This is a genomic window from Stenotrophomonas sp. 05N37 (genome assembly GCF_056397365.1).
In genome coordinates this window covers 134,284-154,799 of record NZ_JBFTNG010000008.1, presented here as the reverse complement: position 1 = coordinate 154,799, position 20,516 = coordinate 134,284, and the positions used below count along the sequence as shown (strand labels likewise).

Below are 20,516 nucleotides of genomic sequence, written 5' to 3'. Positions count from 1 at the left end.
ACTGACCGCACCGTCGCAGGCCCGTGGGCCTGCGACGGTGCGTTTCACTTGCCGATGGTCAGGATCGGCTTGAGGGTGATGCCACGGGTGCTGTCTTCGGCGGCCTGGTTGATCTGGTCCAGCGGGTAGAACTTCACCAGCTTGTCGAACGGGAAACGGCCCTGCTGGTACAGCTGCACCAACTGCGGAATGAACACCTTGGGCACGCTGTCGCCCTCGACGATGCCGCGGATGCTGCGCCCGCCGAGCAGCAGGTTGTTGACGTCGAACTCGGCCTTGGTGCCGAGCTTGGGCGCACCGACCACGCCGATCACCCCGCGCCCGCCAAGCGCCTCGATCCCCTGCGCCAGCACCTCGGGACGGCCGGTGGATTCCAGCACGAAGTTGGCACCGCCCCCGGTGATCGCGCGTACGGCGTCGACCACGTCCACGTCGCGGCTGTTGATGACGTGGGTGGCGCCGAGCTCGGTGGCCAGTGCCAGCCGCGACGGCACCACGTCGATGGCGATGATGGTGGTGGCCCCGGCCACGCGCGCGGCCATCACCGCGCTCAGGCCGACCGCGCCGGCACCGAAGCTGGCAAAGCTGCTGCCGGGGGTGACCTGGAGCGAATTGATCACCGCCCCGGCACCGGTCTGGATGCCGCAGCCGAGCGGGCCGAGCAGTTCGATCGGGGCGTCGTCGGGCACCTTGATGGCGTTGTTCTCGCGGCTCAACGCATAGGTGGCGAACGAGGACTGCGCAAAGAAATGATCGTGCAGCGGGGTGCCGTCCGGCGCCTGGATCGCGGTGGAACCGTCCAGCGCGCCGCCGCCGAAGTTGAGCCCGAAGAAGTCCTTGCAGTACGCGCCATGGCCGCCGCTGCAGGGGTTGCAATGGCCGCAGGCACCGTAGGTAAGCACCACGTGGTCACCCACCTTCAGGTCCTTCACCCCCGGGCCGAGCGCTTCGACCACGCCCGCGCCTTCATGGCCGAGCACCGCCGGCAAGGGCACGGGGTAGTACTGGTCACGCACGATCAGGTCGGTATGGCACAGCCCGGTGGCGATCACCCGCACCAGCACCTCGTCGTCCTGCGGCGCGCGGATGCGCGCGGGTTCGATGGTGAAAGGCTGTTCCTTCCCGCGCACCACGGCCACGGTGATGTCGCGCAGTTCTGCAGTTGCACTCATGTCGGTTTCCTTCGCTCAGATCGGGTAGGCGGGCGCTTCGCCCTTGACGGTCAGCCACTGCCACTGGGTGAACTCGTCGATGTTGGATGGACCGCCGATGCTGGTGCCATTGCCGGAGGCACCCACGCCCCCGAACGGGTTGATCACTTCATCGTTCACGGTCTGGTCGTTGATGTGCAGCAGCCCGGTGCGCAGGCGCTCGCCCAGCTTCAGCGCGCGCCCGACGTTGCTGGACACGATCGCCATCGACAGGCCGTATTCGCTGTCGTTGGCCAGTTCCACCGCCTCGTCGTCGCTGTCGAACGGCACCACCACCGCCACCGGCGCGAAGATTTCCTCGTGGAAGGCCGGGTTGTCGCGGCTGACGTCGCTGAGCACGGTGGGGGCGAAGAACAGGTCCTGGTACGTGCCGCCGGTGGCGAGCGTGGCGCCTGCGGCCTGCGCCTCGGCGACGAGGCGGGCGGCGTGGTCGCGCTGCTGGGCGTTGATCAGCGGGCCGATCGCCACATCGCCGGTGGCCGGGTCCCCGACCTTGAGCGAGGCGGCCTTGGCCACCAGCTTTTCCAGGAAGCGCGCGTAGATGCCGCGCTGGACCAGCACGCGGCCGGTCGCCATGCAGATCTGGCCCTGGTGCAGGTACACGCCCCACGCCGTGTTGGCGATGGCCAGGTCGATGTCGGCGTCATCCAGGATGATCAGCGAGTTCTTGCCGCCCAGCTCCAGCGACACCTTCTTCAGGTGCTTGCCGGCCGCTTCACCGACCTTGCGGCCGGCGCCGGTGGACCCGGTGAACTGGATCATGGCGATGTTGGGGTCGCTGGTGAGGGCGGCACCCGCCGCGCCGTCACCGGGCAGCACGTGCAGCAGCCCCGCCGGCAGCCCGGCCAGTTCGAACAGGCGCGCGATGACGAAGCCGCCGCACACCGCGGTGCGCGGGTCCGGCTTGAGCACCACCGCATTGCCCAGTGCCAACGCCGGGGCGACGGCGCGCATGGCCAGGTAGAGCGGGAAGTTGAACGGGGCGATCACCCCGACCACGCCCAGCGGGCGGCGCCGCGCCAGGTTGAGCCGGCCCGGCTCGGACGGCAGCACCTCGCCGATGCTGCGCGAGGGCAGCGCGGCCGCTTCATGCAGCGCCTTGGTGTTCACCTTGGCCTCGAAACCGGCCTTGAGACGGGTCGAGCCGCTTTCGCGGACCAGCCATTGCACGATCTCATCGTTGTGCTGCTCGGCCAGCTGCGCGGCACGGCGCAGCACCTGGGCACGCGTCTCGTAGGGCGCGGCCGCCCACTCGCGCTGGGCCTTGGCGGCGGTCGCGGCGGCGGCGGCGATCCCGGCCGGATCGGTCATCGCGATCCGGCCCAGGGCGGTGCCGGTGGCCGGCTCGATCACGTCCTGGGTGCTGGCACCGGCCTGCCAGGCACCGTCGAACAGCTTGCCCGACCACACGTCGGCGGGGAGGAAGGGGGAGGTTGCTTGCATCGGTTGACTCCTGTTGACGCAGGACGGCCAGGGCCGTCTTCTGCACATGGTTCACCCAGGCATTGGATACCCGCGCACGCGCACTGCCTATTGGCCGTTGGCGGACATGACGCAAGCCCCTGCCTGTACACGGGTTTCGAGCATGACCGGTGTCCAGTTAATGGACAGTAGGCGTGGCCGCCACGTCCTCACGGCCGCGCGCCGTACAATCATCTGCCCAGCCCGCGATACCGCCCGCCATGAACGACCACGCCTTCACCGACGACAGCGCCCCGGACGGCCCCGATGTCATCGCCGAAACCCGGACCTGGCTGGAGCAGATCGTGATCGGGCTGAACCTGTGCCCCTTCGCCAAGGCGGTGTACGTGAAGAACCAGGTGCGCTTCGTGCTCAGCGATGCGACCACGCCGGAGGCCCTGGTGGAGGAACTGGCCGAAGAGCTGGTGCTCCTGCGCGATACGCCGGCCGAGGAAATCGATACCACGCTGATCGTGCACCCCGAGGTGCTGACCGATTTCCTGGACTACAACGATTTCCTCGACAACGCCGATGCGGCCATCGAAGCGCTGGACCTGCAGGGCATCCTGCAGGTGGCCAGCTTCCACCCGCAGTACCAGTTTGCCGGCGTGGCCCCGGATGACGTGAGCAACTACACCAATCGCTCGCCCTACCCGACCCTGCACCTGTTGCGCGAAGACAGCGTGGAACGCGCGGTGGCCGCCTTCCCCGATCCGGACGTGATCGTGGAGCGCAACATCGAGACGCTGGACAAGCTGGGCGTGGAAGGCTGGACGCGCCTGCTCGGGCGCAAGGACAACTCGCGATGCCACTGACCCCGGCCATCACCGACTGGACCACGCAACCGCTGCGCGACCGCGTGGTCGTGGTCACCGGCGGCGCGCAAGGCGTGGGCCGCGGCATTGCCCAGGCCGTGCTGGGTGCCGGTGGCAGCGTGATGATCGCCGACCTGGATGCCGATGCCGGCAAGGCCTGCCTGAAGGAGTGGGCGTTGCCCGAGCGGGCGGCGTTCCAGCGCGCGGACGTGGCCAGCGAGCGCAGTGTGCAGGCGCTGGTGAAGGCCACGCTGAAGCGCTTCGGTCGAATCGATGGGCTGGTCAACAACGCCGGCATCGCCAGTGCCCATGGCACGCCGCTGGCGCGGATGACGCTGGCCGAATGGCAGCGCCGGCTGTCCAGCCTGCACGGCGCCTTCCTGTGCAGCAAGCATGCGCTGCCGGCATTGCGCGAGCACGCCGGCGCCATCGTCAACATCGCCTCCACGCGTGCGTGGCAGTCCGAGCCGGACAGTGAAGCCTATGCCGCGGCCAAGGGCGGGCTGGTCGCCTTCACCCATGCGCTCGCGTTGAGCGAAGGCCCGGCCGTGCGGGTCAACAGCATCAGCCCCGGCTGGATCACCACCGATGCCTGGCAGGCGCCGGCCCGCCGGCGCGCGCCCAAGCTGTCGCGCCGCGACCATGCGCAACACCCGGCCGGCCGCGTCGGCCAGCCGGGTGACATCGGCGCGCTGGCGGTGTTCCTGCTGTCGGACCTGTCCGGCTTCATTACCGGCCAGGACCATGTAGTCGATGGCGGCATGACCCGGAAGATGATCTTCGCAGAATGAATCCCGGCCGCAGGGCGCGGACGGTGCGCATGGCCTGGACGGCTCGCATGGCATGGACGGCTCGCATGGCCTGGACGGCGCGTATGGCTCGGACGGCGCGCATGGTCCCGACGGCACGCATGGCCCGGACGGCGCGTATGGCCCGGCGGTGCGCATGGCCCACGGTGCGCATGGCTTGGACGGCGCGCATGCCGCATACGGCACGCACGGCGCACACGACCCGGTAGAGCCGAGCCATGCTCGGCTGACGCGGTGCAGACCCATAACGAAGGGCGGACACCGTGGCGACGGCAGGCACCGTGATGAAGGGCAGCCGAGCATGGCTCGGCGCTACCCTGGCGGCTCGGCGGTTATCCGGCCATGCCGTTGTGCCGCAGCAGCGCATCCACGCTCGGCGCACGGCCGCGGAAGGCGGCGAAATTCTCCGCCGCACTGCGGCTGCCGCCCCGTGAGAGCACTTCATCGCGGAAGTGCGCACCGCCCGGACGGCGCGCACGGCCACACGCCCTGCATGGCACGCATTGCCCGGACTCCGCGCATGGCTTGGACGGCGCGCATCGTGCCGACGGCGCGCATGCCCCAGACGGCCCACACGACCCGGTAGAGCCGAGCCATGCTCGGCTGACGCGGTGCAGATCCATAACGAAGGGCAGACACCGTGACGACGGCATGCACCGTGATGAAGGGCAGCCGAGCATGGCTCGGCGCTACCCTGGCGGCTCGGCGGTTATCCGGCCATGCCGTTGTGCCGCAGCAGCGCATCCACGCTCGGCGCGCGGCCGCGGAAGGCGGCGAAATTCTCCGCCGCACTGCGGCTGCCGCCCCGTGAGAGCACTCCATCGCGGAAGTGCGCACGGCCCGGACGGCGCGCACGACCACACGCCCCGCATGGCACGCATTGCCCGGCCTCCGCGCATGGCTTGGTCGGCGCGCATCGTGCCGACGGCGCGCATGCCCCATACGGCGCGCACGGCGCAGACGACCCGGTAGAGCCGAGCCATGCTCGGCTGACGCGGTGCAGACCCATAACGAAGGGCAGACACCGCGGCGACGGCAGGCACCGTGATGAAGGGCAGCCGAGCATGGCTCGGCTCTACCCTCGCGGCTCGGCGGTTATCCGGCCATGCCGTTGTGCCGCAGCAGCGCATCCACGCTCGGCGCGCGGCCGCGGAAGGCGGCGAAATTCTCCGCCGCACTGCGGCTGCCGCCCCGCGAGAGCACTTCATCGCGGAAGCGCTTGCCGGTCTCGGCGACCTGGCCCGGCGCCTCTTCGAATGCGGCATAGGCGTCGGCGCTGAGCACTTCGGCCCACTTGTAGCTGTAATACCCAGCCGCGTAACCGCCGGCGAAGATGTGGCTGAACTGGTGCGGGAAGCGATTCCACGCCGGCGGACGGTTCACCGCCACCTCGTCGCGCACGCGTTCGAGCACCTGCAGCACGGTGTCCTGGACCGGATCGAAGCTGCTGTGCAGCTGCATGTCGAACAACGCGAATTCCAGCTGGCGCACGGTGAACATGCCGCTCTGGAAGTTGCGCGCGGCCAGCATGCGGTCGAACAGCGCGCGCGGCAGCGGCGCGGCGCTGTCCACGTGGGCGGTCATGCCCTGCACGCGGTCCCACTCCCAGCAGAAGTTCTCCATGAACTGGCTCGGCAGTTCCACCGCGTCCCATTCCACGCCGTTGATACCCGCCACGCCAAGCTCGCCGATGCGGGTCAGCAGCTGGTGCAGGCCATGGCCCATTTCGTGGAACAGGGTGGTGACCTCGTCATGGCTGAAGGTGGCCGGCTTGCCCTCGGCGCCCTTGCCGAAGTTGCATACCAGGTACACCAGCGGGGTCTGCACGCCGGCCGCGGTATCGCGGCGGTTGCGGCAATCGTCCATCCACGCCCCACCCCGCTTGCCTTCGCGTGCGTACAGGTCGAGGTAGAACTGGCCCACCAGCGCGCCCTGCGCATCCACCAGGCGGAAGAAGCGCACGTCCGGATGCCAGACCGGCGCGCTGTCCGGCTGCACCTGCAGGCCATACAGCCCCTGGATCACGCTGAACAACCCGTCCAGCACCTTCGGCTCGGTGAAGTACTGCTTCACCTCCTGCTCCGAATAGCTGTAGCGGGCCTGCTTGAGTTGTTCGCTGGCAAAGGCCAGGTCCCAGGCCTCCAGCGTGGCCAGCCCCAGCGTGTCGCGCGCGAACGCGTCCAGCTCGGCACGGTCGCGCTGCGCGTGCGGCTTGGCGCGCGCGGCCAGGTCGCGCAGGAAGCCCAGCACCTGCGGCGCGTCTTCGGCCATCTTGGTGGCGATCGAGTACTCGGCGTAGTTGGCAAAGCCCAGCAGCGCAGCCAGCTCGGCACGCAGTGCCAGCACGCGATCGATGTTGGCGCTGTTGTCCCACGCGGGATCGCCGAACTCGGAGGCGCGCAACGCGTTGGCGCGGTACAGCGCCTCGCGAAGCGGGCGATGCGTGGCATAGGTCAGCACCGGCAGGTAGCACGGCATCTGCAGGGTGAGCTTCCAGCCCGGAAGACCGTCCTTCTCCGCCGCCGCCCGCGCCGCGGCGATCACATCGTCGGGAAGCCCGACCAGTTCAGCCGGATCGTCGACATGCAGCGACCAGGCATCGGTCGCATCCAGCACGTTCTGCGAGAACGTTGCCGACAGCGCCGACAGCGCTTCCTTGATCGCACTGAAGCGCGCCTTGCCGGCATCATCCAGCTCGGCGCCGCCCAGTCGGAAATCGCGCAGGGCGTTGTCCAGCACTTTGCGCTGGGCGTCATCGTAGTGCGCCGCCTCCGGGGCGGCCGCCAGCGCGCGGTACTGCTGGAACAGCGCCAGGTTCTGGCCCAGCGCGCTGCCGAAGCGGGTCACCTTGGGCAGGTTGGCGTTGTAGGCCTCGCGCAGCGCCGGCGTATTGACCACGCCCTGCAGGTGGCCTACCTGGCCCCAGGCCCGCCACAAACGCTCGGTGGCATCGTCCAGCGGCACCACGAAACTGGCCCAGGTGACCGGGCTGACGGTCTCTGCTGCCTTCACCGCAGCGTCGGCGTCGGCCAGCAGCGCGTCGATGGCCGGGGCGATGTGCTCGGGCTGGATCGCGTCGAAACGCGGCAGGCCGGAAAAATCGAGCAGGGGGTTGGTGGGGGTCACAGGCATCTCCAGACAACGGGGCCGCGGCAGCGGCATTCGCCCACGATATGGCATCGCCCCCGGGCCCGCGCAACCCCTCGCGGGCAGCCCGGGCGGCCGATGTTCACGCGCGGCAGACGGGTGCGGGCCGACGCTGCGGTTTCCCACGCCGGTGTCGCGGAGCGCCCATGGACGGAATCACCCACGCACTGCCGGCATTCGCGTTGATCGGCACCGCCAGCCACGCCGAACTGGACTGGATCGCCGCGCTGGGCCAGGCCGACGAACAGGCCCGCCATCGCGCGGCCCTGCAGCACGTGGTCGGCGCGCAGCGCGGGCTGCTGCAGGACGACCAGCTCTGGTACCCCTACGAGGTGATCGAGCGCGGCGCGGCGCGCTGCGAACCCGGGCACGAGCGCGAGTTCGTGATGTGCACGCTGCTGGTGCTGCTGGCCGTGCATGCGGGCCAGCGCGTGGGCGTGGACCTGGCCCTGCAGTTCGACGACCTGGCCGCCACCTACGAGACGCTGCCGCCGGTGCTGCGCGATACGGTGCTGGATGCCTACCAGTCCCTGACCGGCTGAAGCCCACGTAGAGCCGACCGTTGGTCGGCTGCACTAGACGTTGCGATGGACGTTGCGCTGGGCGGTGAGGTTCACGGAACCCGCTTGGCGGGCAGCCGACCAACGGTCGGCTCTACACCTCAATACAGCGCCTCAAGCGACGCGCAGGGCAACGCCGGCAAGCCCTGCCCGGCCACCGCCGCGGCGATCACCGCATCGGTCTGGTCCACGTCGATCCCCTGCCTGGGATACCAGTCCGGGTTGTAGTAACTGTGCGCATAGCGCTCGCCGCTGTCGCACAGGATGGTCACGATCGAGCCGCTGCGGCCGGCCTGGCGCATCAGCTCGGCGGCCTGCAGCACGCCGATGAAGTTGGTCCCGGTGGAGCCGCCGACGCGGCGTCCCAGCTGCCGGCTCACATGCCGCATCGCGGCCAGGCTCAGCGCATCGGGCACCTTGACCATCGCATCGACGCTGGTCGGGATGAAGCTCGACTCCACCCGCGGCCGGCCGATGCCTTCCACCCGCGAACCGCCGCTGCAGGTCAGCTCGCGCCACGGCTGGCCGGCCAGCGCAGCGCAGTAGCCGTCGTAGAACACCGAGATTTCCGGGTCCGCGCACAGGATCCGGGTGTCGTGCCGGCGGTAGCTGACGTAGCGGCCGAGCGTGGCCGCGGTGCCGCCGGTGCCCGGGCTGCACACGATCCATTCCGGCACCGGGTGCGGCTCCTCGGCCATCTGCTTGAAGATGGATTCGGCGATGTTGTTGTTGGCACGCCAGTCGGTGGCCCGCTCGGCGTAGGTGAACTGGTCCATGAAGTGGCCGCCGGTCTCGCGGGCCAACGTTTCCGAATCGCAGTTCAGGTCGCAGGCGCGTTCGACCAGGTGGCAGCGGCCGCCATGGAACTCGATCGCGGCGATCTTTTCCGGCGAGGTCGTGGCCGGCATCACCGCGATGAACGGCAGCCCCAGCAGGCGCGCGAAATACGCCTCGGACACGGCGGTGGAGCCGCTGGACGCCTCGATCACCGGGCGCCCCTCGCGCAGCCAGCCATTGGCCAGCGCATACAGGAACAGCGAGCGCGCCAGGCGGTGCTTGAGGCTGCCGGTGGGGTGGCTGGATTCGTCCTTGAAGTACAGGTCGATGCCGGGATGCCCGGGCAGGTCCATCGGGATCAGATGGGTGTCGGCCGAACGGTTGAAATCGGCTTCGATCTTGCGGATGGCGGCAGCCACCCATTCACGCTGCGACATGGCCAGGACTGTGCAAGGAGACGCAGCATTCTACGTCGCCTTGCGACCACCCCGCTAAAATGGGGGCCGACGGCCGTGATTTCCGCGGCCCCCGCTGCCCCAGGATCCCCCCATGACCCTTGCTTCCCTGCAGTCCCAGCCCGGCGTCGCCGCCGAGGTGCCGGCCGAAACCACCGGTTTCGTGTTCAACCACACCATGCTGCGCGTCAAGGACAGCGCCGCGTCGCTGGACTTCTACACCCGCGTGCTCGGCTTCCGCCTGATCGACCAGCGCGACTTCGCCGAGGCCCAGTTCAGCCTGTACTTCCTGGCCCTGCTGCCGGCCGGCACGGTCATCCCGGAAGGCGACGATGCGCGCCGGGTGTGGATGGCCGGCATTCCCGGCGTGCTGGAACTCACCCACAACCATGGCACAGAGACCCAGGACGGCCCGGTCTACCACGACGGCAACAGCGACCCGCGCGGTTTCGGCCACCTCTGCGTGTCCGTGCCGGACATCCAGGCCGCCTGCAAGCGCTTCGATGCCCTCGATGTGCCTTACCAGAAGCGCCTGGAAGACGGCCGCATGAAGCACCTGGCCTTCATCAAGGACCCGGACGGCTACTGGGTGGAGATCATCTCCAACACCCCGATCGCCTGAGCCCCGCGCGATGGCCGGTGCGCGCCTGGGCGCGGATACCGGCCGATGGGCGCCACGTCGCTGGACGGTACGCGGCGACGTGGTCAGCAAGGTGCACGGGGCGGCAATGCCCCCCTCGCGTGCCGGTGGTATACCTGCGCGACCGCCCAACCTGTGGAGTGCGCATGGAAACCATGGAACTGCATCGCGGCCGCCTGATCGACCACCTGCAACTGGTGGTCAGGGACCTGCCGGCCAGCCGCCGCTTCTACCAGGCCGTGTTCGACACCCTCGGCATCCCCATCGGCGGCGAGGGCGACACGTACTTCTGGGCTGACGAACTGTTCATTTCCAGCGCCGACAGCGAGGCCGCCGCCGGCCAGCTCACCGGCCGCCACCACCTCGCCTTCCAGGCGCGTGACCGCGCCACCGTGGCGGCCTTCCACAGCGCCGCCCTGGCCAGCGGTGGCAAGGACAACGGCGCGCCGGGCGAACGCCCCTACCACCCCGGCTACTACGCCGCGTTCGCGCTCGACCCGGACGGCAACAACATCGAAGTGGTGTTCCATGGCCCGGCCACCTACAGCGCCGATTCGGTGAAAGTCACCTTCTAGCCTCGCGCTCGCGCCGCGTTCACGCCGGCATGCTGGAATGCCGGTGCAACGGGGCGGCCGGGGAATGCCCGGCCTGCGATCTGGAACGCCGCGTCCACCGACGCGGCCTGGCAGGGAGCTCGGCATGCATCGGTTTGGTCGTCGTCCTTTGATCCTGCTGCTGTGCCTGCTGGCGTTGCCATGGAGCAGCGCACTGGCGCAATCGCGCTGCACCGAACGCGCGCGCACGCTGCTACGGCCAGCGGAAGTCAGCTGCACCCATCAGACCGCGTGGATCGATTCGGGTGTCGTGGGGCAGCGGCGGGTCACCTACCAACTGCCGGTCGGCACGCCACCGGCCCGGGGCTGGCCGGTGGTGCTGCTCTACCAGGGCTCGTTCTTCGCGCTGGACGACTTCCACTACGCCGACAGCGACCCGTTTGGCGGTTTCCACGAAGGCAAGCTGGTCCAGCGCCTGCTCGACCACGGCTATGCGGTGGTCGCGCCGGCCGCACCCGCCGATCTGTTCTGGCAGACCAACCTGCCCGGGTTGTCCAGCACCTATGAGCTGGGCACCGACTACGACTTCCTCGGCAACGTGTTCGATGCGATCGCCGCCGGCACGTTCGGCCCGCTCGATCCGCTGCGCCGGTATGCCACCGGCATTTCCAGCGGCGGCTACAACACCAGCCGCATGGCGGTGTCCTTCCCCGGCGAGTTCCGCGCGTTGGCGGTGCAATCCGGGTCGTATGCCACCTGCGGCGGGCCGATGTGCACCGTACCCGACGTGCTGCCGGCCGACCATCCGCCGACCCTGTTCCTGCACGGCTTCATCGATCCGGTGGTGCCGTGGTGGACGATGAACGCGTATTACGGCCGCCTGCAGGCGCAGGGGATCGAGACCGCGCTGTACACCGAATCACTGGGGGCACATGCGTGGTTTGCCAGCTCGCCCGCCCGCATCGTGGCCTGGTTCGACGCGCATCCCTGAACCGCTGAAGATGAACCCTTCATCTTCCGTACGGGCGATCTCACAGGATGAGACTGCCCTGCCCTAGCGTTTGCGCATGGAGACCATACGCAAACTGGCGATCCTGGCCGATGCCGCCAAATACGACGCGTCCTGTGCCTCCAGTGGCGCGGGGCGACGCGATTCGCGCGCGTCCGGTGGCATCGGCAGCACCGATGGCCCCGGCATCTGCCACAGCTACACGCCCGATGGCCGCTGCGTGTCGCTGCTGAAGATCCTGCTGACCAATTTCTGCATCTACGACTGCGCGTACTGCGTCAACCGCGTGTCCAGCAACGTGCAGCGCGCGCGATTCAGCGTGGACGAGGTGGTCGCGCTGACCATGGACTTCTACAAGCGCAACTACATCGAAGGGTTGTTCCTCTCCAGCGGCATCATCCGCAACGCGGACTACACCATGGAGCGCATGGTCGAGGTGGCACGCGTGCTGCGCGAAGAGCACCGCTTCGCCGGCTACATCCACCTCAAGACCATCCCCGAAGCGTCGCCGGAGCTGCTGGCCGCTGCAGGTCGCTACGCCGATCGTCTCTCGATCAACATCGAGTTGCCCACCGAGGCGGGCCTGGCCAGCTTCGCGCCGGAGAAATCGCTGCCCTCCATCCGCGGCGCGATGGGTGAACTGCGCTGGCGGATCGAAGAGGCGAAGGAGGCCCGGAAGGGCGATGCGGCCGCCGGTGCCATCGCCACGCCCGCGCCCCGTGTGTCGCGTGCGCGGCCGCGCCCACCGAAATTCGCGCCCGCCGGCCAGAGCACGCAGATGATCGTGGGGGCCGACGGTGCCAGCGACCAGCAGATCCTCACCGCGGCCGACAACCTGTACGGCAACTACCGCATGCGCCGGGTCTACTACTCGGCCTTCAGCCCGATTCCCGATGCCAGTCGGATCCTGCCGCTGCAGGCGCCCCCACTCGCACGCGAGCACCGGTTGTACCAGGCCGACTGGCTGCTGCGTTTCTACGGCTACGGCGTGGAGGAGATCACCGATACCACCCAGGGCGGCATGCTCGACCTGGACATCGACCCCAAGATGGCCTGGGCGATCCGTCATCCCGAGCGCTTCCCGGTCGACCTCAACCTGGCCCCCAAGGAACTGCTGCTGCGCGTGCCCGGGCTGGGCGTGCGCAACGTCAAGCGGGTGTTGATGGCACGCCGCCAGGTGCGCCTGCGCGTGGCCGACGTGGCGCGGTTGCGCGCGCCGATGAGCAAGCTGCTGCCGTTCGTGCAACTGGCCGACCACCACCCGCGCAAGCAGCTGGACGACCCCGCCACGCTGCGTGCGCGGCTGGCGCCGCCGCCGAAACAGGGCTCCCTGTTCGACAGCCCTGCCGCGCACTGAGATGGCACGCTGGACGGTACGCATCGACCCGGCGTGGTCGCTGGATGCCTGGCGCGATGCCGCGCGGCTGGCGCTGCGCCGGGGCGTGGCGCCGGAGCAGCTGGACTGGCTGCAGGACCAGGAGCACTCCCTGCTGGACGCGCCGCCGCTGCCGGCGAGCGAGGACGCCGGCGACGGGACCGGCGACGCGCCCACTTACGTATCCAAGGCCTTCGTCGAGCTGGCCGCCACCTGCCTGTGCCATCGCGATCCGCAGCGGCTACCGTTGCTGTACCGGCTGTTGTGGCGGATCGCCCGCGGCGAGCGCGGCCTGCTGTCCAACCCTACCGACCCGGACGTGCTGCGCGCGATGGCGCTGGCCCAGGCGGTCCGCCGCGACACGCACAAGATGAAGGCCTTCGTGCGCTTCCGCGAAGTGCCGGGCGAGCAGGATGCCTTCATCGCCTGGTTCGAGCCGGAGCACCACATCGTGGACCGCGTCGCGCCCTTCTTCGCCCGCCGCTTCACCGGCATGCGCTGGGCGATCCTGACCCCCTCGCGCAGCGTGCGCTGGGACGGGCAGGCACTGTCGTTCGGCGCGGGCGGCCGCCAAGCCGATGCCCCGCTCGAGGATGCGCGCGAAGCGCTGTGGCGCACCTACTACGCCAACATCTTCAACCCGGCCCGGCTCAACACGCGGATGATGCAGCAGGAGATGCCGGCCCGATACTGGAAGCACCTGCCCGAGGCCACGTTGCTGCCCGCCCTGGTGCGCGATGCCGGCGACCGCGTGCAGGACATGCACGACCGTGCCGCGCAGGCCCCGCAACGCCGTATCCCCGAGCGCAGCATCGCCCTGCGCGGGCCGGCCACCGCCACGGGCGACGACCTGGACGCGCTGCGCACGGCGGCCGCCGCCTGCCGCCGCTGCCCGTTGTGGGAGCCGGCCACCCAGACCGTCTTCGGCGAGGGGCCACGCGATGCCAAGGTGATGCTGGTGGGCGAGCAGCCCGGCGATGCCGAGGACCTCAGTGGGCATCCCTTCGTCGGCCCTGCCGGCCAGTTGCTGGACCAGGCCCTGGGCGAACTGGGCATTGATCGCAGCACCCTGTACCTGACCAACGCGGTCAAGCACTTCCGTTTCGAGCGGCGTGGCAAGCGGCGCATCCACAGCACGCCGCAGGTGACCCATATCAACGCCTGCCGCCCGTGGCTGCTGCGCGAGATCGAGCACGTGCGCCCGGCGGTGATCGTGTGCCTGGGGGCCAGCGCCGCCACGGCGGTGTTCGGGGCGGGGTTCAAGCTGATGGACAACCATGGCCGCTGGCATGCGCTGGAAGACGGCACGCGCGCTTTCGCGACGGTGCACCCGGCGTGGGTGCTGCGGCAACCGGCCGGGACCGCGCGCGACGCCGCGTACCGGTTGCTGCTGGATGACCTCGCCCGGCTGCCGCGCGCAGGCGACAGCGCCGACCCGGCCACCTGAGCCGCCGACGCCTGCCGCCGATCCCGCCTCCATTTGCTACCCTTCGCACCGTCGGTTGCACCCTGCAGCTACCGCGTGCCGTGGTTCGCTCCATCGAACAAGGCCGCGCAATTTCCTGCGAGGCGACGGCTCGAATGGATCACGACTTCCCCCGCCCCATCCCGCTGCGCATCGTGGCGACCGGCGAGTACATCCCGTCGCGCCGCATCGAGTCGAGCACGTTCGACCAGCGCTGGGGCAAGCCTGCCGGCTGGACCCGGCGCCACGCCGGCATCGATTACCGCCATTTCGCCGGTCCCGACGAATCCGCCTCGATGATGGCCGCACACGCCGCGCAGGACGCACTGCAGCGTGCCGGGCTGCGTGCCGACCAGGTCGACGTGGTGATCAGTGTCGGCGGGGTCATGGAACAGGCCATCCCCTGCACGGCCGCGCTGGTACAGCGGCGGCTGGGCCTGGCCGGCAGCGGCATCCCCGCCTTCGACGTCAATGCCACCTGCCTGGGCTTCCTGGTCGCCCTGGACCTGGTCGCGGCAACCCTGGTCACCCGGCGCTTCCGGCGCGCGCTGCTGGTGGCCGGCGAAGTGGCCTCGGCCGGGCTCAACTGGGACGACACCGATACGGCGGCGTTGTTCGGCGACGGTGGCGCGGCGGTGATCGTCGAGGCCAGCGAGGACGACACCGGGTCGTGCCTGCTCGCCTCGCACATGGAAACCTTCAGCGAAGGCACCGAGTTCTGCCAGGTCCGCGCCGGCGGTACGCGCGTGCGCCTGGCCGACGGCGCCGAAGCGTTCGCCGCTGCCTCGCACTTTGAGATGTCCGGGCGCTCCACCTACCGGCTGGCCGCGCAGAAACTGCCCGGCTTCATGCAGACGCTGTTCCAGCGCGCGGGCGTGACCGTCGACCAGGTGCCGTTGCTGGTGCCGCACCAGGCCAGTGCCAAGGCGCTGGACCACCTGCAACGCGCGCTGCGGCTGCCGCCCGGCTCGCTGGTGCGGATCCTGCAGACCCACGGCAACCAGATGGCGGCCTCCATTCCCCTGGCACTGCACCACGCGATCACCGCCGGCGACCTGCGTCGCGGCCAGCTGTTTGCGATGGTCGGCTCCGGGGCTGGCCTGTCCTTTGCCGGCGCAGTGCTGCGGTACTGAGCATGGCGCAGATCCTGGTCACCGGTGCCTCCGGCTTCATCGGCCACCATGTCGCCCTGCGGTTGGCCGCCGCGGGCCACCGGGTCATCGCCACCGGGCGTGACCGCACACGCCTGCAGACCGGCAACGACGCGATCGACAGCGTCACGGCCGACCTGGCGAGCGACCCGCTCGATCCGTTGCTTGCCGGCTGCGAGGTCGTCGTGCACTGCGCCGCGCTCTCATCGCCGTGGGGCCGGGCCGCGGATTTCCAGCGCGCGAACGTGACCGCGACGGAGCGGTTGCTCCAGGCCGCGGGACGCCAGCAGGTGCGACGCTTCATCCACCTGGGCTCACCCAGCATCTACTTCCGGTTCGACGACCAGTACGGCCTGGGCGAGGCGTTCGAGCCGCCGGCACGCTGGATCACCGACTATGCGCGCAGCAAGTGGGAATCCGAGTGCCGGGTCCGCGCGGCCGCCGGCCCGCGCATGCAGACGCTGAGCCTGCGCCCGCGCGCGGTGTACGGCGAAGGCGATCGCGCGATCCTGCCGCGCGTGCTGGCCAGCGCCGCGCGCGGCTGGTTTCCGCTGGTCAACGGCGGGCGCGCCCTGATCGACGTCACCCACATCGACAACCTGGTGGCGCTGGTCGCGCACTGCGTGGACGCCGAGCTGCCCGGCGATGGGCGTGCCTACAACGTAAGCAACGGCGCGCCCGTGCAGGTGCGCACGCTGCTGGAAACGCTGTTCGCCGCGCTCGGCATGGAGGCGCGGATGCTGCCGCTGCCGCGCGTGCCCGCCCTGGCACTGGCCACGGTGGCCGAGCAGCTGGCGCGGCTGCGGCCCGGCCAGCCCGAGCCGCGCCTGAGCCGTTACGGCGTCGGTGTGCTCGGCTATTCGCAGACGCTGGACATCGGCCGCGCGCGGCGCGAGCTGGCGTACCAGCCACAGACCGACCTGGGCGCCAGCCTGGCCCGCTACGCCGACTGGTGGAGGGCGCATGGTCACGCTTGAATGGCGACTCTACGAAGCCGGGTACTGCACGCATCCCGAGCGGGCCACCCGCCAGGGCGCGCCCGCGCGTGCCTGCGAGTTTCCTGCGCTGGTGGCGCTGCTGAAGCACCCGACGCTCGGCTGGATCCTGTTCGACACCGGCTATTCCGAGCACTTCCTGCAGGCGACGGCGGCGTTTCCCGAGCGGTTGTACCGCATGGTGACCCCGGTCCACCTGTCGCCACGGGCATCGCTGGCCGCCCAGCTGCGCCGCGACGGCATCGCCCCCGGCGACATCGCCTGGATCGTGGTATCGCACCTGCATGGCGACCACATCGGCGGCCTGGCGGATTTCCCGCAGGCCCGCGTGGCCTGTTCGCGCGAGGCCTGGGACGATCTGCAGGCACGCACGCGGGTGGGCGCGCTGCGCATCGGCCTGCTGCCGGCGCTGCTGGCATCGTGGAAGGACGCCCCGCCGCGGTGGTTCGAGGCGAAGGCCAGCGTGCCGCTGCCGCCACCGTTGGACGCGTTCGAGCGCGGCATCGACCTGTTCGGCGACGCCAGCCTGCTGCTGGTGCCGCTGCCCGGGCATGCCGCCGGCCACTACGGCGCCGTGTTCGACGACGGCCACGGCCCGGTGTTCCTGGTCGCCGATGCCAGCTGGTCGTCGCAGGCGATCCGCGACAACACGCCGCCCCCGGCGCTGGTCACCGCGTGGCTGGGCAGCACCGCCATCTACCGCGACACGCTGGCGCGGCTGCATGCGCTGCACCACGCCGCGCCAGAGGTCCGCCTGGTGCCTTCGCACTGCCCGGAATGGCGCCCGGAGCCGCAGGCATGAGCGGCCGGGTACTGATCCTCGGCGGGCGCGCCCCGGTCGCGCTGGACCATGCGCGCCGCTTCCATCGCCTCGGCTGGCACGTGCAGGTGGCCGACAGCATTCCCTGCCGGCTGACGGGCTGGTCATCGGCGGTGGCCGCGACCCACGCGCTGCACCCGGCGCGTTTCGACGCCCGGGGCTTCGCCCGCGACCTCAACCGCATCGTCCGCGACCAGCGCATCGACCTGGTGCTGCCCACGTGCGAAGAAGCGCTGCACCTTGCACGGCACCGCGCCGCCCTGCCGGCATCCCTGCACGTGGCCGTGGACGCCTTCGACACACTGGCCGCCCTGCACAGCAAGTGGGACTTCCTGCGCATCGCCCGGCAGCACGGCATGCCGGTGCCGGACAGCGCCCGCGTGCACACGCTGGCGCAGGCGCGTGAGTGGGCGCAGGGGCGCGCAGTGGTGCTGAAGCCGGAATTCTCGCGCTTCGGCGTGCACGTGCGCCTGTACCCGCAGGGCATTCCCGCCGATGCCGCCGTGCTTCCCGCGCTGGGAGCCTGGGTGGTGCAGGACTACCTCGCCGGCGATGAGCTGTGCAGCTACGCCATCGCCCACCAGGGCCGGCTGCTGGCCCATGCGATCTATCGCCCCACGTATCGGCTTCGCCGCAGTTCCAGCTACTACTTTCATCCCGTGCAGCGGCCTGCAGTGCGGGATGCGGTCGCCGCACTCGTCCGCGGCACGCACTACAGCGGCCAACTGTCCTTCGACTGGATCGAGGCCGCCGACGGCAGCGCGCGGGCCCTGGAGTGCAATCCGCGCGCGACCAGTGGCCTGCACCTGTTCCCCAGCGACGTCGACCTGCCGGCCGCGCTGCTCGGCGAAGGCGGACTGCGTGAGCCGGTGTCGCCCCGGGCGCGGATGATCGCCGTGCTGATGGCCACCGCGGGCCTGCAGGATGCATTGACGCGTGGGCAGCCTGGCGCGTGGCGCGCCGACTGGCGGCGCGCCGACGACGTCATCGCCGTCCCCGGCGACCGCCGGCCCCCGCTCGGCAGTCTTCTCGATCTGGCCTCCTACGGCCGGTTGGCGCTGCGCCAGGGCTGCACCCTGCGCGAAGCGGCCACGCGGGATATCGAGTGGGATGGCGAACCGCTGCAGGCCGTGCAGGAATGAACGCAGCGGCCGCCGCGGACGCACGCTTCGCGGCCAGCGCACGGGCCTTCGCAGCCCTCCACGCCGGGCCCGGCGCGGGCACGCGGGTACCCAACCTGCATGCGCGCATCGACACCCTGGCCACCGCGGCCGGCGACCTGCCCGTCAGCGTGCATGACGGCCGCGCCGGCGATGCCTGGGTCTGCTCCCCGCGCACCACCTACGCCGACTACGCCGCCGAGGAAGGCGCGCGCTACCTGCCGGCCTGGGCCGCACCGCTGTCGCTGCGCCTGATCGCCTCGCTCGGCGGTTCGCTGCAGTGGAGCGGGATCGACCACGCGGTGTCGATCAACAACTGGCTGCTGTCCACCAACCTGTATCCCGCCCTCGCCCTCGTCGACCCCGCCGCCCTGCTGCAGGAAGCCGTCGCCCGCTGGCCCCGGCACACCGTGTGGTTCCGCTCGCTCAACGCGCACGACAATGCCGATTGGCTGGCGGCGCTGCAGGCCGCCGGTTGCCACCTGGTCACCAGTCGCCAGGTGTATCTGTACGACGATGTCGACCTGCGGGCGTGCCGACACGGCAACCTCAAGGCGGACCTGGCGCTGCTGCGCAAGACCCCCTTGCGGCATTGCCGCGACCAGGACGTCACCGACGCCGACTACGCGCGCATCGCCGAGCTCTACGCACTGCTCTACATCGGCAAGCACTCGCGCTTCAATCCCGTGTACGACGCGCAGTTCCTGCGCCTGTGGCACCGCGCCGGCCTGCTCACCTTCGAAGGCTTCCGCAGCGACGACGGCCGCCTGGCCTGCGTGCTGGGCCTGTTCCGGCAGGGCCGCACCGCCACCGCCCCGATCGTCGGCTACGACACCGCGCAGCCGCAGAAGATGGCGCTGTATCGGCTGGCCACCGCGTGCGCCTATCGCGCCTGCCTGGACAACGGCTGGCGCCTGAATTTCAGCGCCGGCGCCGCCGGCTTCAAGCGGCTGCGCGGTGGGGTGCCGGCCATCGAATACAGTGCCGTGTACGCGCGGCACCTGCCCCGGCGCACGCGCACCGCGGTCGCCGCGCTGTCCACCCTCACGTGCCGGCTTGGCACGCCCCTGCTGCGCAGATTCGGCCTATGACCGCCTGGCATCCCTTGTTGTTCACCCACTGGTACGCCGTGGCCCGTTCCGACGAGGTGCGCGCCCGGCCCGTGGCCGTCACCCTGCTGGACACGCACGTGGCGCTGGCACGCACCGAGGGCGGCACGCTGATCGCGCTGGAGGATCGCTGCCCGCACCGCCATGCGCCGCTGTCGGCCGGCTGCGTCAGCGGCGAGCGTCTGGCCTGTCCGTACCACGGCTGGTCGTTCGATGCTGATGGGCGGCTGTGCGAGGTACCCGGCCTGCCGTCGGACACCGCACCACCCACTGTCCGCGTGCGCCACTTCGCCACCTGCGAACTCGACGGGTTCATCTGGCTGCGCCCCGGCGATGCCGGCGCCGACCAGCCCCATGCGATGATCCGCGCGACCGACCCGCGCACCCGCCGTTTCCTGTGGCGCACGCGCTGGTCGGCGCACGTGGTCGATGCGATGGAGAACTTCCTGGATCCCCTGCATACGCATTTCATCCATGCCGGACTGGTCAGGCGCGATGGGCAACGCGTGCAGGCCACGGCGCGGTTCAGTCCCACCGACGCTGGCTTCACGGTGGACTATCGCGGCATGCCGTCGCAGTCGGGGCTGCTGTATCGGCTGTTCGAATCCGAGCGCACGGCCGAGCGTGCCCACTTCGCCGCCCCGGGCAGTGCCCGCCTCGAGTACGGCTACGCCAACGGCAGCCGCGTAGTGATCGACCTGCACTTCACCCCGCGCACGGCCGCGGAGACCGATGTGTTCATCACCCTGCACGTCGAGGGCCGCTGGGCGCCGGCGTGGGCGGTGCGCGTGTTCGCCTGGCCGTTCCTGAAACGGGTGAATGACCAGGACATGGCCATGCTGGGGCTGCAGGCGCGGAACAAGCACCGGTTCGGGCAGCGCAAGGGCGCCTCTACCTCGCTCGACATCGTGCGTGGCACGTTGGAGCACTTCTGGACACACGGGGAACTGCCGACGGACGCGCCGGCCCACGACGTACGGATGATGCTCTAGACGCGCACGTG

General features: G+C 70.1%; 18 protein-coding genes and 2 pseudogenes. 14 read left to right on the top strand and 6 right to left on the bottom strand.

What is annotated here, in order from left to right; all coding sequences use genetic code 11:
- Positions 1–44 precede the first annotated feature (44 nt).
- Positions 45–1,172: an NAD(P)-dependent alcohol dehydrogenase gene (locus AC1DGC_RS18175; protein WP_478048519.1), complete on the bottom strand. Its 1,128-nt coding sequence runs from the start codon at positions 1,170–1,172 to the stop codon at positions 45–47.
- Between the two features lie 15 nt (positions 1,173–1,187).
- Positions 1,188–2,654: a benzaldehyde dehydrogenase gene (locus AC1DGC_RS18170; protein ID WP_449336192.1), complete on the bottom strand. Its 1,467-nt coding sequence runs from the start codon at positions 2,652–2,654 to the stop codon at positions 1,188–1,190.
- Between the two features lie 239 nt (positions 2,655–2,893).
- Here AC1DGC_RS18170 and AC1DGC_RS18165 point away from each other — a divergent pair, with 239 nt between their 5' ends.
- Both AC1DGC_RS18165 and AC1DGC_RS18160 read left to right on the top strand, forming a co-directional pair.
- Positions 2,894–3,487 carry a DUF1415 domain-containing protein gene (locus AC1DGC_RS18165; protein WP_259209588.1) on the top strand — a complete coding sequence of 198 codons (594 nt, stop codon included), beginning with the start codon at positions 2,894–2,896 and terminating at the stop codon, positions 3,485–3,487.
- Positions 3,478–4,278, top strand: coding sequence for an SDR family oxidoreductase (locus tag AC1DGC_RS18160; protein ID WP_478048518.1), 801 nt, complete (start codon positions 3,478–3,480; stop codon positions 4,276–4,278). Before AC1DGC_RS18165 ends, AC1DGC_RS18160 begins: the two co-directional genes overlap by 10 nt.
- 350 nt (positions 4,279–4,628) lie before the next feature.
- Here the strand turns inward: AC1DGC_RS18160 and AC1DGC_RS18155 are convergent.
- The 3 genes and pseudogenes from AC1DGC_RS18155 to AC1DGC_RS18145 form a co-directional block, all read right to left on the bottom strand.
- Positions 4,629–4,757, bottom strand: a pseudogene (locus AC1DGC_RS18155) (M3 family metallopeptidase); the annotation flags it as partial.
- A gap of 248 nt (positions 4,758–5,005) precedes the next feature.
- Positions 5,006–5,131: pseudogene (locus AC1DGC_RS18150) on the bottom strand (M3 family metallopeptidase); the annotation flags it as partial.
- A 260-nt stretch (positions 5,132–5,391) separates the two neighbouring features.
- Entirely contained in the window at positions 5,392–7,428 is a 2,037-nt protein-coding gene (locus AC1DGC_RS18145; RefSeq protein WP_478048517.1) for a M3 family metallopeptidase, read from the bottom strand.
- A gap of 161 nt (positions 7,429–7,589) precedes the next feature.
- On the opposite strand from AC1DGC_RS18145, the gene AC1DGC_RS18140 reads away from it, so the two are divergent.
- Positions 7,590–7,985 (top strand): hypothetical protein, encoded by a 396-nt coding sequence (locus AC1DGC_RS18140; protein ID WP_259209596.1) that lies wholly within the window; start codon positions 7,590–7,592, stop codon positions 7,983–7,985.
- A 119-nt stretch (positions 7,986–8,104) separates the two neighbouring features.
- Here the strand turns inward: AC1DGC_RS18140 and AC1DGC_RS18135 are convergent, their stop codons facing one another.
- Positions 8,105–9,217, bottom strand: coding sequence for a PLP-dependent cysteine synthase family protein (locus AC1DGC_RS18135; RefSeq protein WP_259209599.1), 1,113 nt, complete (start codon positions 9,215–9,217; stop codon positions 8,105–8,107).
- 112 nt (positions 9,218–9,329) lie between these two features.
- On the opposite strand from AC1DGC_RS18135, the gene gloA reads away from it, so the two are divergent.
- The 11 genes from gloA (at position 9,330) to AC1DGC_RS18080 (ending at position 20,505) form a co-directional block, all read left to right on the top strand.
- Positions 9,330–9,857, top strand: a complete 528-nt coding sequence (gene gloA / locus AC1DGC_RS18130) for a lactoylglutathione lyase (protein ID WP_478048516.1) — start codon at positions 9,330–9,332, stop codon at positions 9,855–9,857.
- A 164-nt stretch (positions 9,858–10,021) separates the two neighbouring features.
- Entirely contained in the window at positions 10,022–10,450 is a 429-nt protein-coding gene (locus AC1DGC_RS18125; RefSeq protein ID WP_394164239.1) for a VOC family protein, read from the top strand.
- 124 nt (positions 10,451–10,574) lie between these two features.
- Positions 10,575–11,420 carry an extracellular medium-chain-length polyhydroxyalkanoate depolymerase gene (locus AC1DGC_RS18120; RefSeq protein WP_478048515.1) on the top strand — a complete coding sequence of 282 codons (846 nt, stop codon included), beginning with the start codon at positions 10,575–10,577 and terminating at the stop codon, positions 11,418–11,420.
- Positions 11,421–11,496: 76 nt separating this feature from the next.
- The gene (locus AC1DGC_RS18115) at positions 11,497–12,795 is read left to right on the top strand and encodes a putative DNA modification/repair radical SAM protein (RefSeq protein ID WP_449336162.1); all 1,299 of its coding nucleotides are present in this window, start codon (positions 11,497–11,499) and stop codon (positions 12,793–12,795) included.
- Between the two features lies 1 nt (position 12,796).
- Positions 12,797–14,260, top strand: a complete 1,464-nt coding sequence (locus AC1DGC_RS18110) for a UdgX family uracil-DNA binding protein (protein WP_478048514.1) — start codon at positions 12,797–12,799, stop codon at positions 14,258–14,260.
- Between the two features lie 134 nt (positions 14,261–14,394).
- On the top strand, positions 14,395–15,411 hold the full coding sequence (locus tag AC1DGC_RS18105; RefSeq protein WP_259209614.1) for a 3-oxoacyl-[acyl-carrier-protein] synthase III C-terminal domain-containing protein: 1,017 nt from the start codon (positions 14,395–14,397) through the stop codon (positions 15,409–15,411).
- A gap of 2 nt (positions 15,412–15,413) precedes the next feature.
- Positions 15,414–16,406, top strand: coding sequence for an NAD-dependent epimerase/dehydratase family protein (locus AC1DGC_RS18100; RefSeq protein ID WP_478048513.1), 993 nt, complete (start codon positions 15,414–15,416; stop codon positions 16,404–16,406).
- Complete coding sequence (locus tag AC1DGC_RS18095; RefSeq protein WP_478048512.1) at positions 16,393–17,226, top strand: MBL fold metallo-hydrolase; 834 nt, start codon at positions 16,393–16,395, stop codon at positions 17,224–17,226. The genes AC1DGC_RS18100 and AC1DGC_RS18095 overlap by 14 nt, the downstream gene beginning before the upstream one ends.
- Positions 17,223–18,386 carry an ATP-grasp domain-containing protein gene (locus AC1DGC_RS18090; RefSeq protein WP_478048511.1) on the top strand — a complete coding sequence of 388 codons (1,164 nt, stop codon included), beginning with the start codon at positions 17,223–17,225 and terminating at the stop codon, positions 18,384–18,386. Before AC1DGC_RS18095 ends, AC1DGC_RS18090 begins: the two co-directional genes overlap by 4 nt.
- Positions 18,383–19,495, top strand: coding sequence for a GNAT family N-acetyltransferase (locus AC1DGC_RS18085; RefSeq protein WP_478048510.1), 1,113 nt, complete (start codon positions 18,383–18,385; stop codon positions 19,493–19,495). Before AC1DGC_RS18090 ends, AC1DGC_RS18085 begins: the two co-directional genes overlap by 4 nt.
- Positions 19,492–20,505, top strand: coding sequence for a Rieske 2Fe-2S domain-containing protein (locus AC1DGC_RS18080; RefSeq protein WP_478048509.1), 1,014 nt, complete (start codon positions 19,492–19,494; stop codon positions 20,503–20,505). Before AC1DGC_RS18085 ends, AC1DGC_RS18080 begins: the two co-directional genes overlap by 4 nt.
- The last annotated feature ends 11 nt before the right edge of the window (positions 20,506–20,516 follow it).

Excerpts from the sequence above, each read along its gene's own strand:
- AC1DGC_RS18175 (WP_478048519.1), bottom strand. The coding sequence starts at position 1,172 with ATGAGTGCAACTGCAGAACTGCGCGACATCACCGTGGCCGTGGTGCGC.
- AC1DGC_RS18170 (WP_449336192.1), bottom strand. The coding sequence starts at position 2,654 with ATGCAAGCAACCTCCCCCTTCCTCCCCGCCGACGTGTGGTCGGGCAAG.
- AC1DGC_RS18165 (WP_259209588.1), top strand. The coding sequence starts at position 2,894 with ATGAACGACCACGCCTTCACCGACGACAGCGCCCCGGACGGCCCCGAT.
- AC1DGC_RS18160 (WP_478048518.1), top strand. The coding sequence starts at position 3,478 with ATGCCACTGACCCCGGCCATCACCGACTGGACCACGCAACCGCTGCGC.
- AC1DGC_RS18145 (WP_478048517.1), bottom strand. The coding sequence starts at position 7,428 with ATGCCTGTGACCCCCACCAACCCCCTGCTCGATTTTTCCGGCCTGCCG.
- AC1DGC_RS18140 (WP_259209596.1), top strand. The coding sequence starts at position 7,590 with ATGGACGGAATCACCCACGCACTGCCGGCATTCGCGTTGATCGGCACC.
- AC1DGC_RS18135 (WP_259209599.1), bottom strand. The coding sequence starts at position 9,217 with ATGTCGCAGCGTGAATGGGTGGCTGCCGCCATCCGCAAGATCGAAGCC.
- gloA (WP_478048516.1), top strand. The coding sequence starts at position 9,330 with ATGACCCTTGCTTCCCTGCAGTCCCAGCCCGGCGTCGCCGCCGAGGTG.
- AC1DGC_RS18125 (WP_394164239.1), top strand. The coding sequence starts at position 10,022 with ATGGAAACCATGGAACTGCATCGCGGCCGCCTGATCGACCACCTGCAA.
- AC1DGC_RS18120 (WP_478048515.1), top strand. The coding sequence starts at position 10,575 with ATGCATCGGTTTGGTCGTCGTCCTTTGATCCTGCTGCTGTGCCTGCTG.
- AC1DGC_RS18115 (WP_449336162.1), top strand. The coding sequence starts at position 11,497 with ATGGAGACCATACGCAAACTGGCGATCCTGGCCGATGCCGCCAAATAC.
- AC1DGC_RS18110 (WP_478048514.1), top strand. The coding sequence starts at position 12,797 with ATGGCACGCTGGACGGTACGCATCGACCCGGCGTGGTCGCTGGATGCC.
- AC1DGC_RS18105 (WP_259209614.1), top strand. The coding sequence starts at position 14,395 with ATGGATCACGACTTCCCCCGCCCCATCCCGCTGCGCATCGTGGCGACC.
- AC1DGC_RS18100 (WP_478048513.1), top strand. The coding sequence starts at position 15,414 with ATGGCGCAGATCCTGGTCACCGGTGCCTCCGGCTTCATCGGCCACCAT.
- AC1DGC_RS18095 (WP_478048512.1), top strand. The coding sequence starts at position 16,393 with ATGGTCACGCTTGAATGGCGACTCTACGAAGCCGGGTACTGCACGCAT.
- AC1DGC_RS18090 (WP_478048511.1), top strand. The coding sequence starts at position 17,223 with ATGAGCGGCCGGGTACTGATCCTCGGCGGGCGCGCCCCGGTCGCGCTG.
- AC1DGC_RS18085 (WP_478048510.1), top strand. The coding sequence starts at position 18,383 with ATGAACGCAGCGGCCGCCGCGGACGCACGCTTCGCGGCCAGCGCACGG.
- AC1DGC_RS18080 (WP_478048509.1), top strand. The coding sequence starts at position 19,492 with ATGACCGCCTGGCATCCCTTGTTGTTCACCCACTGGTACGCCGTGGCC.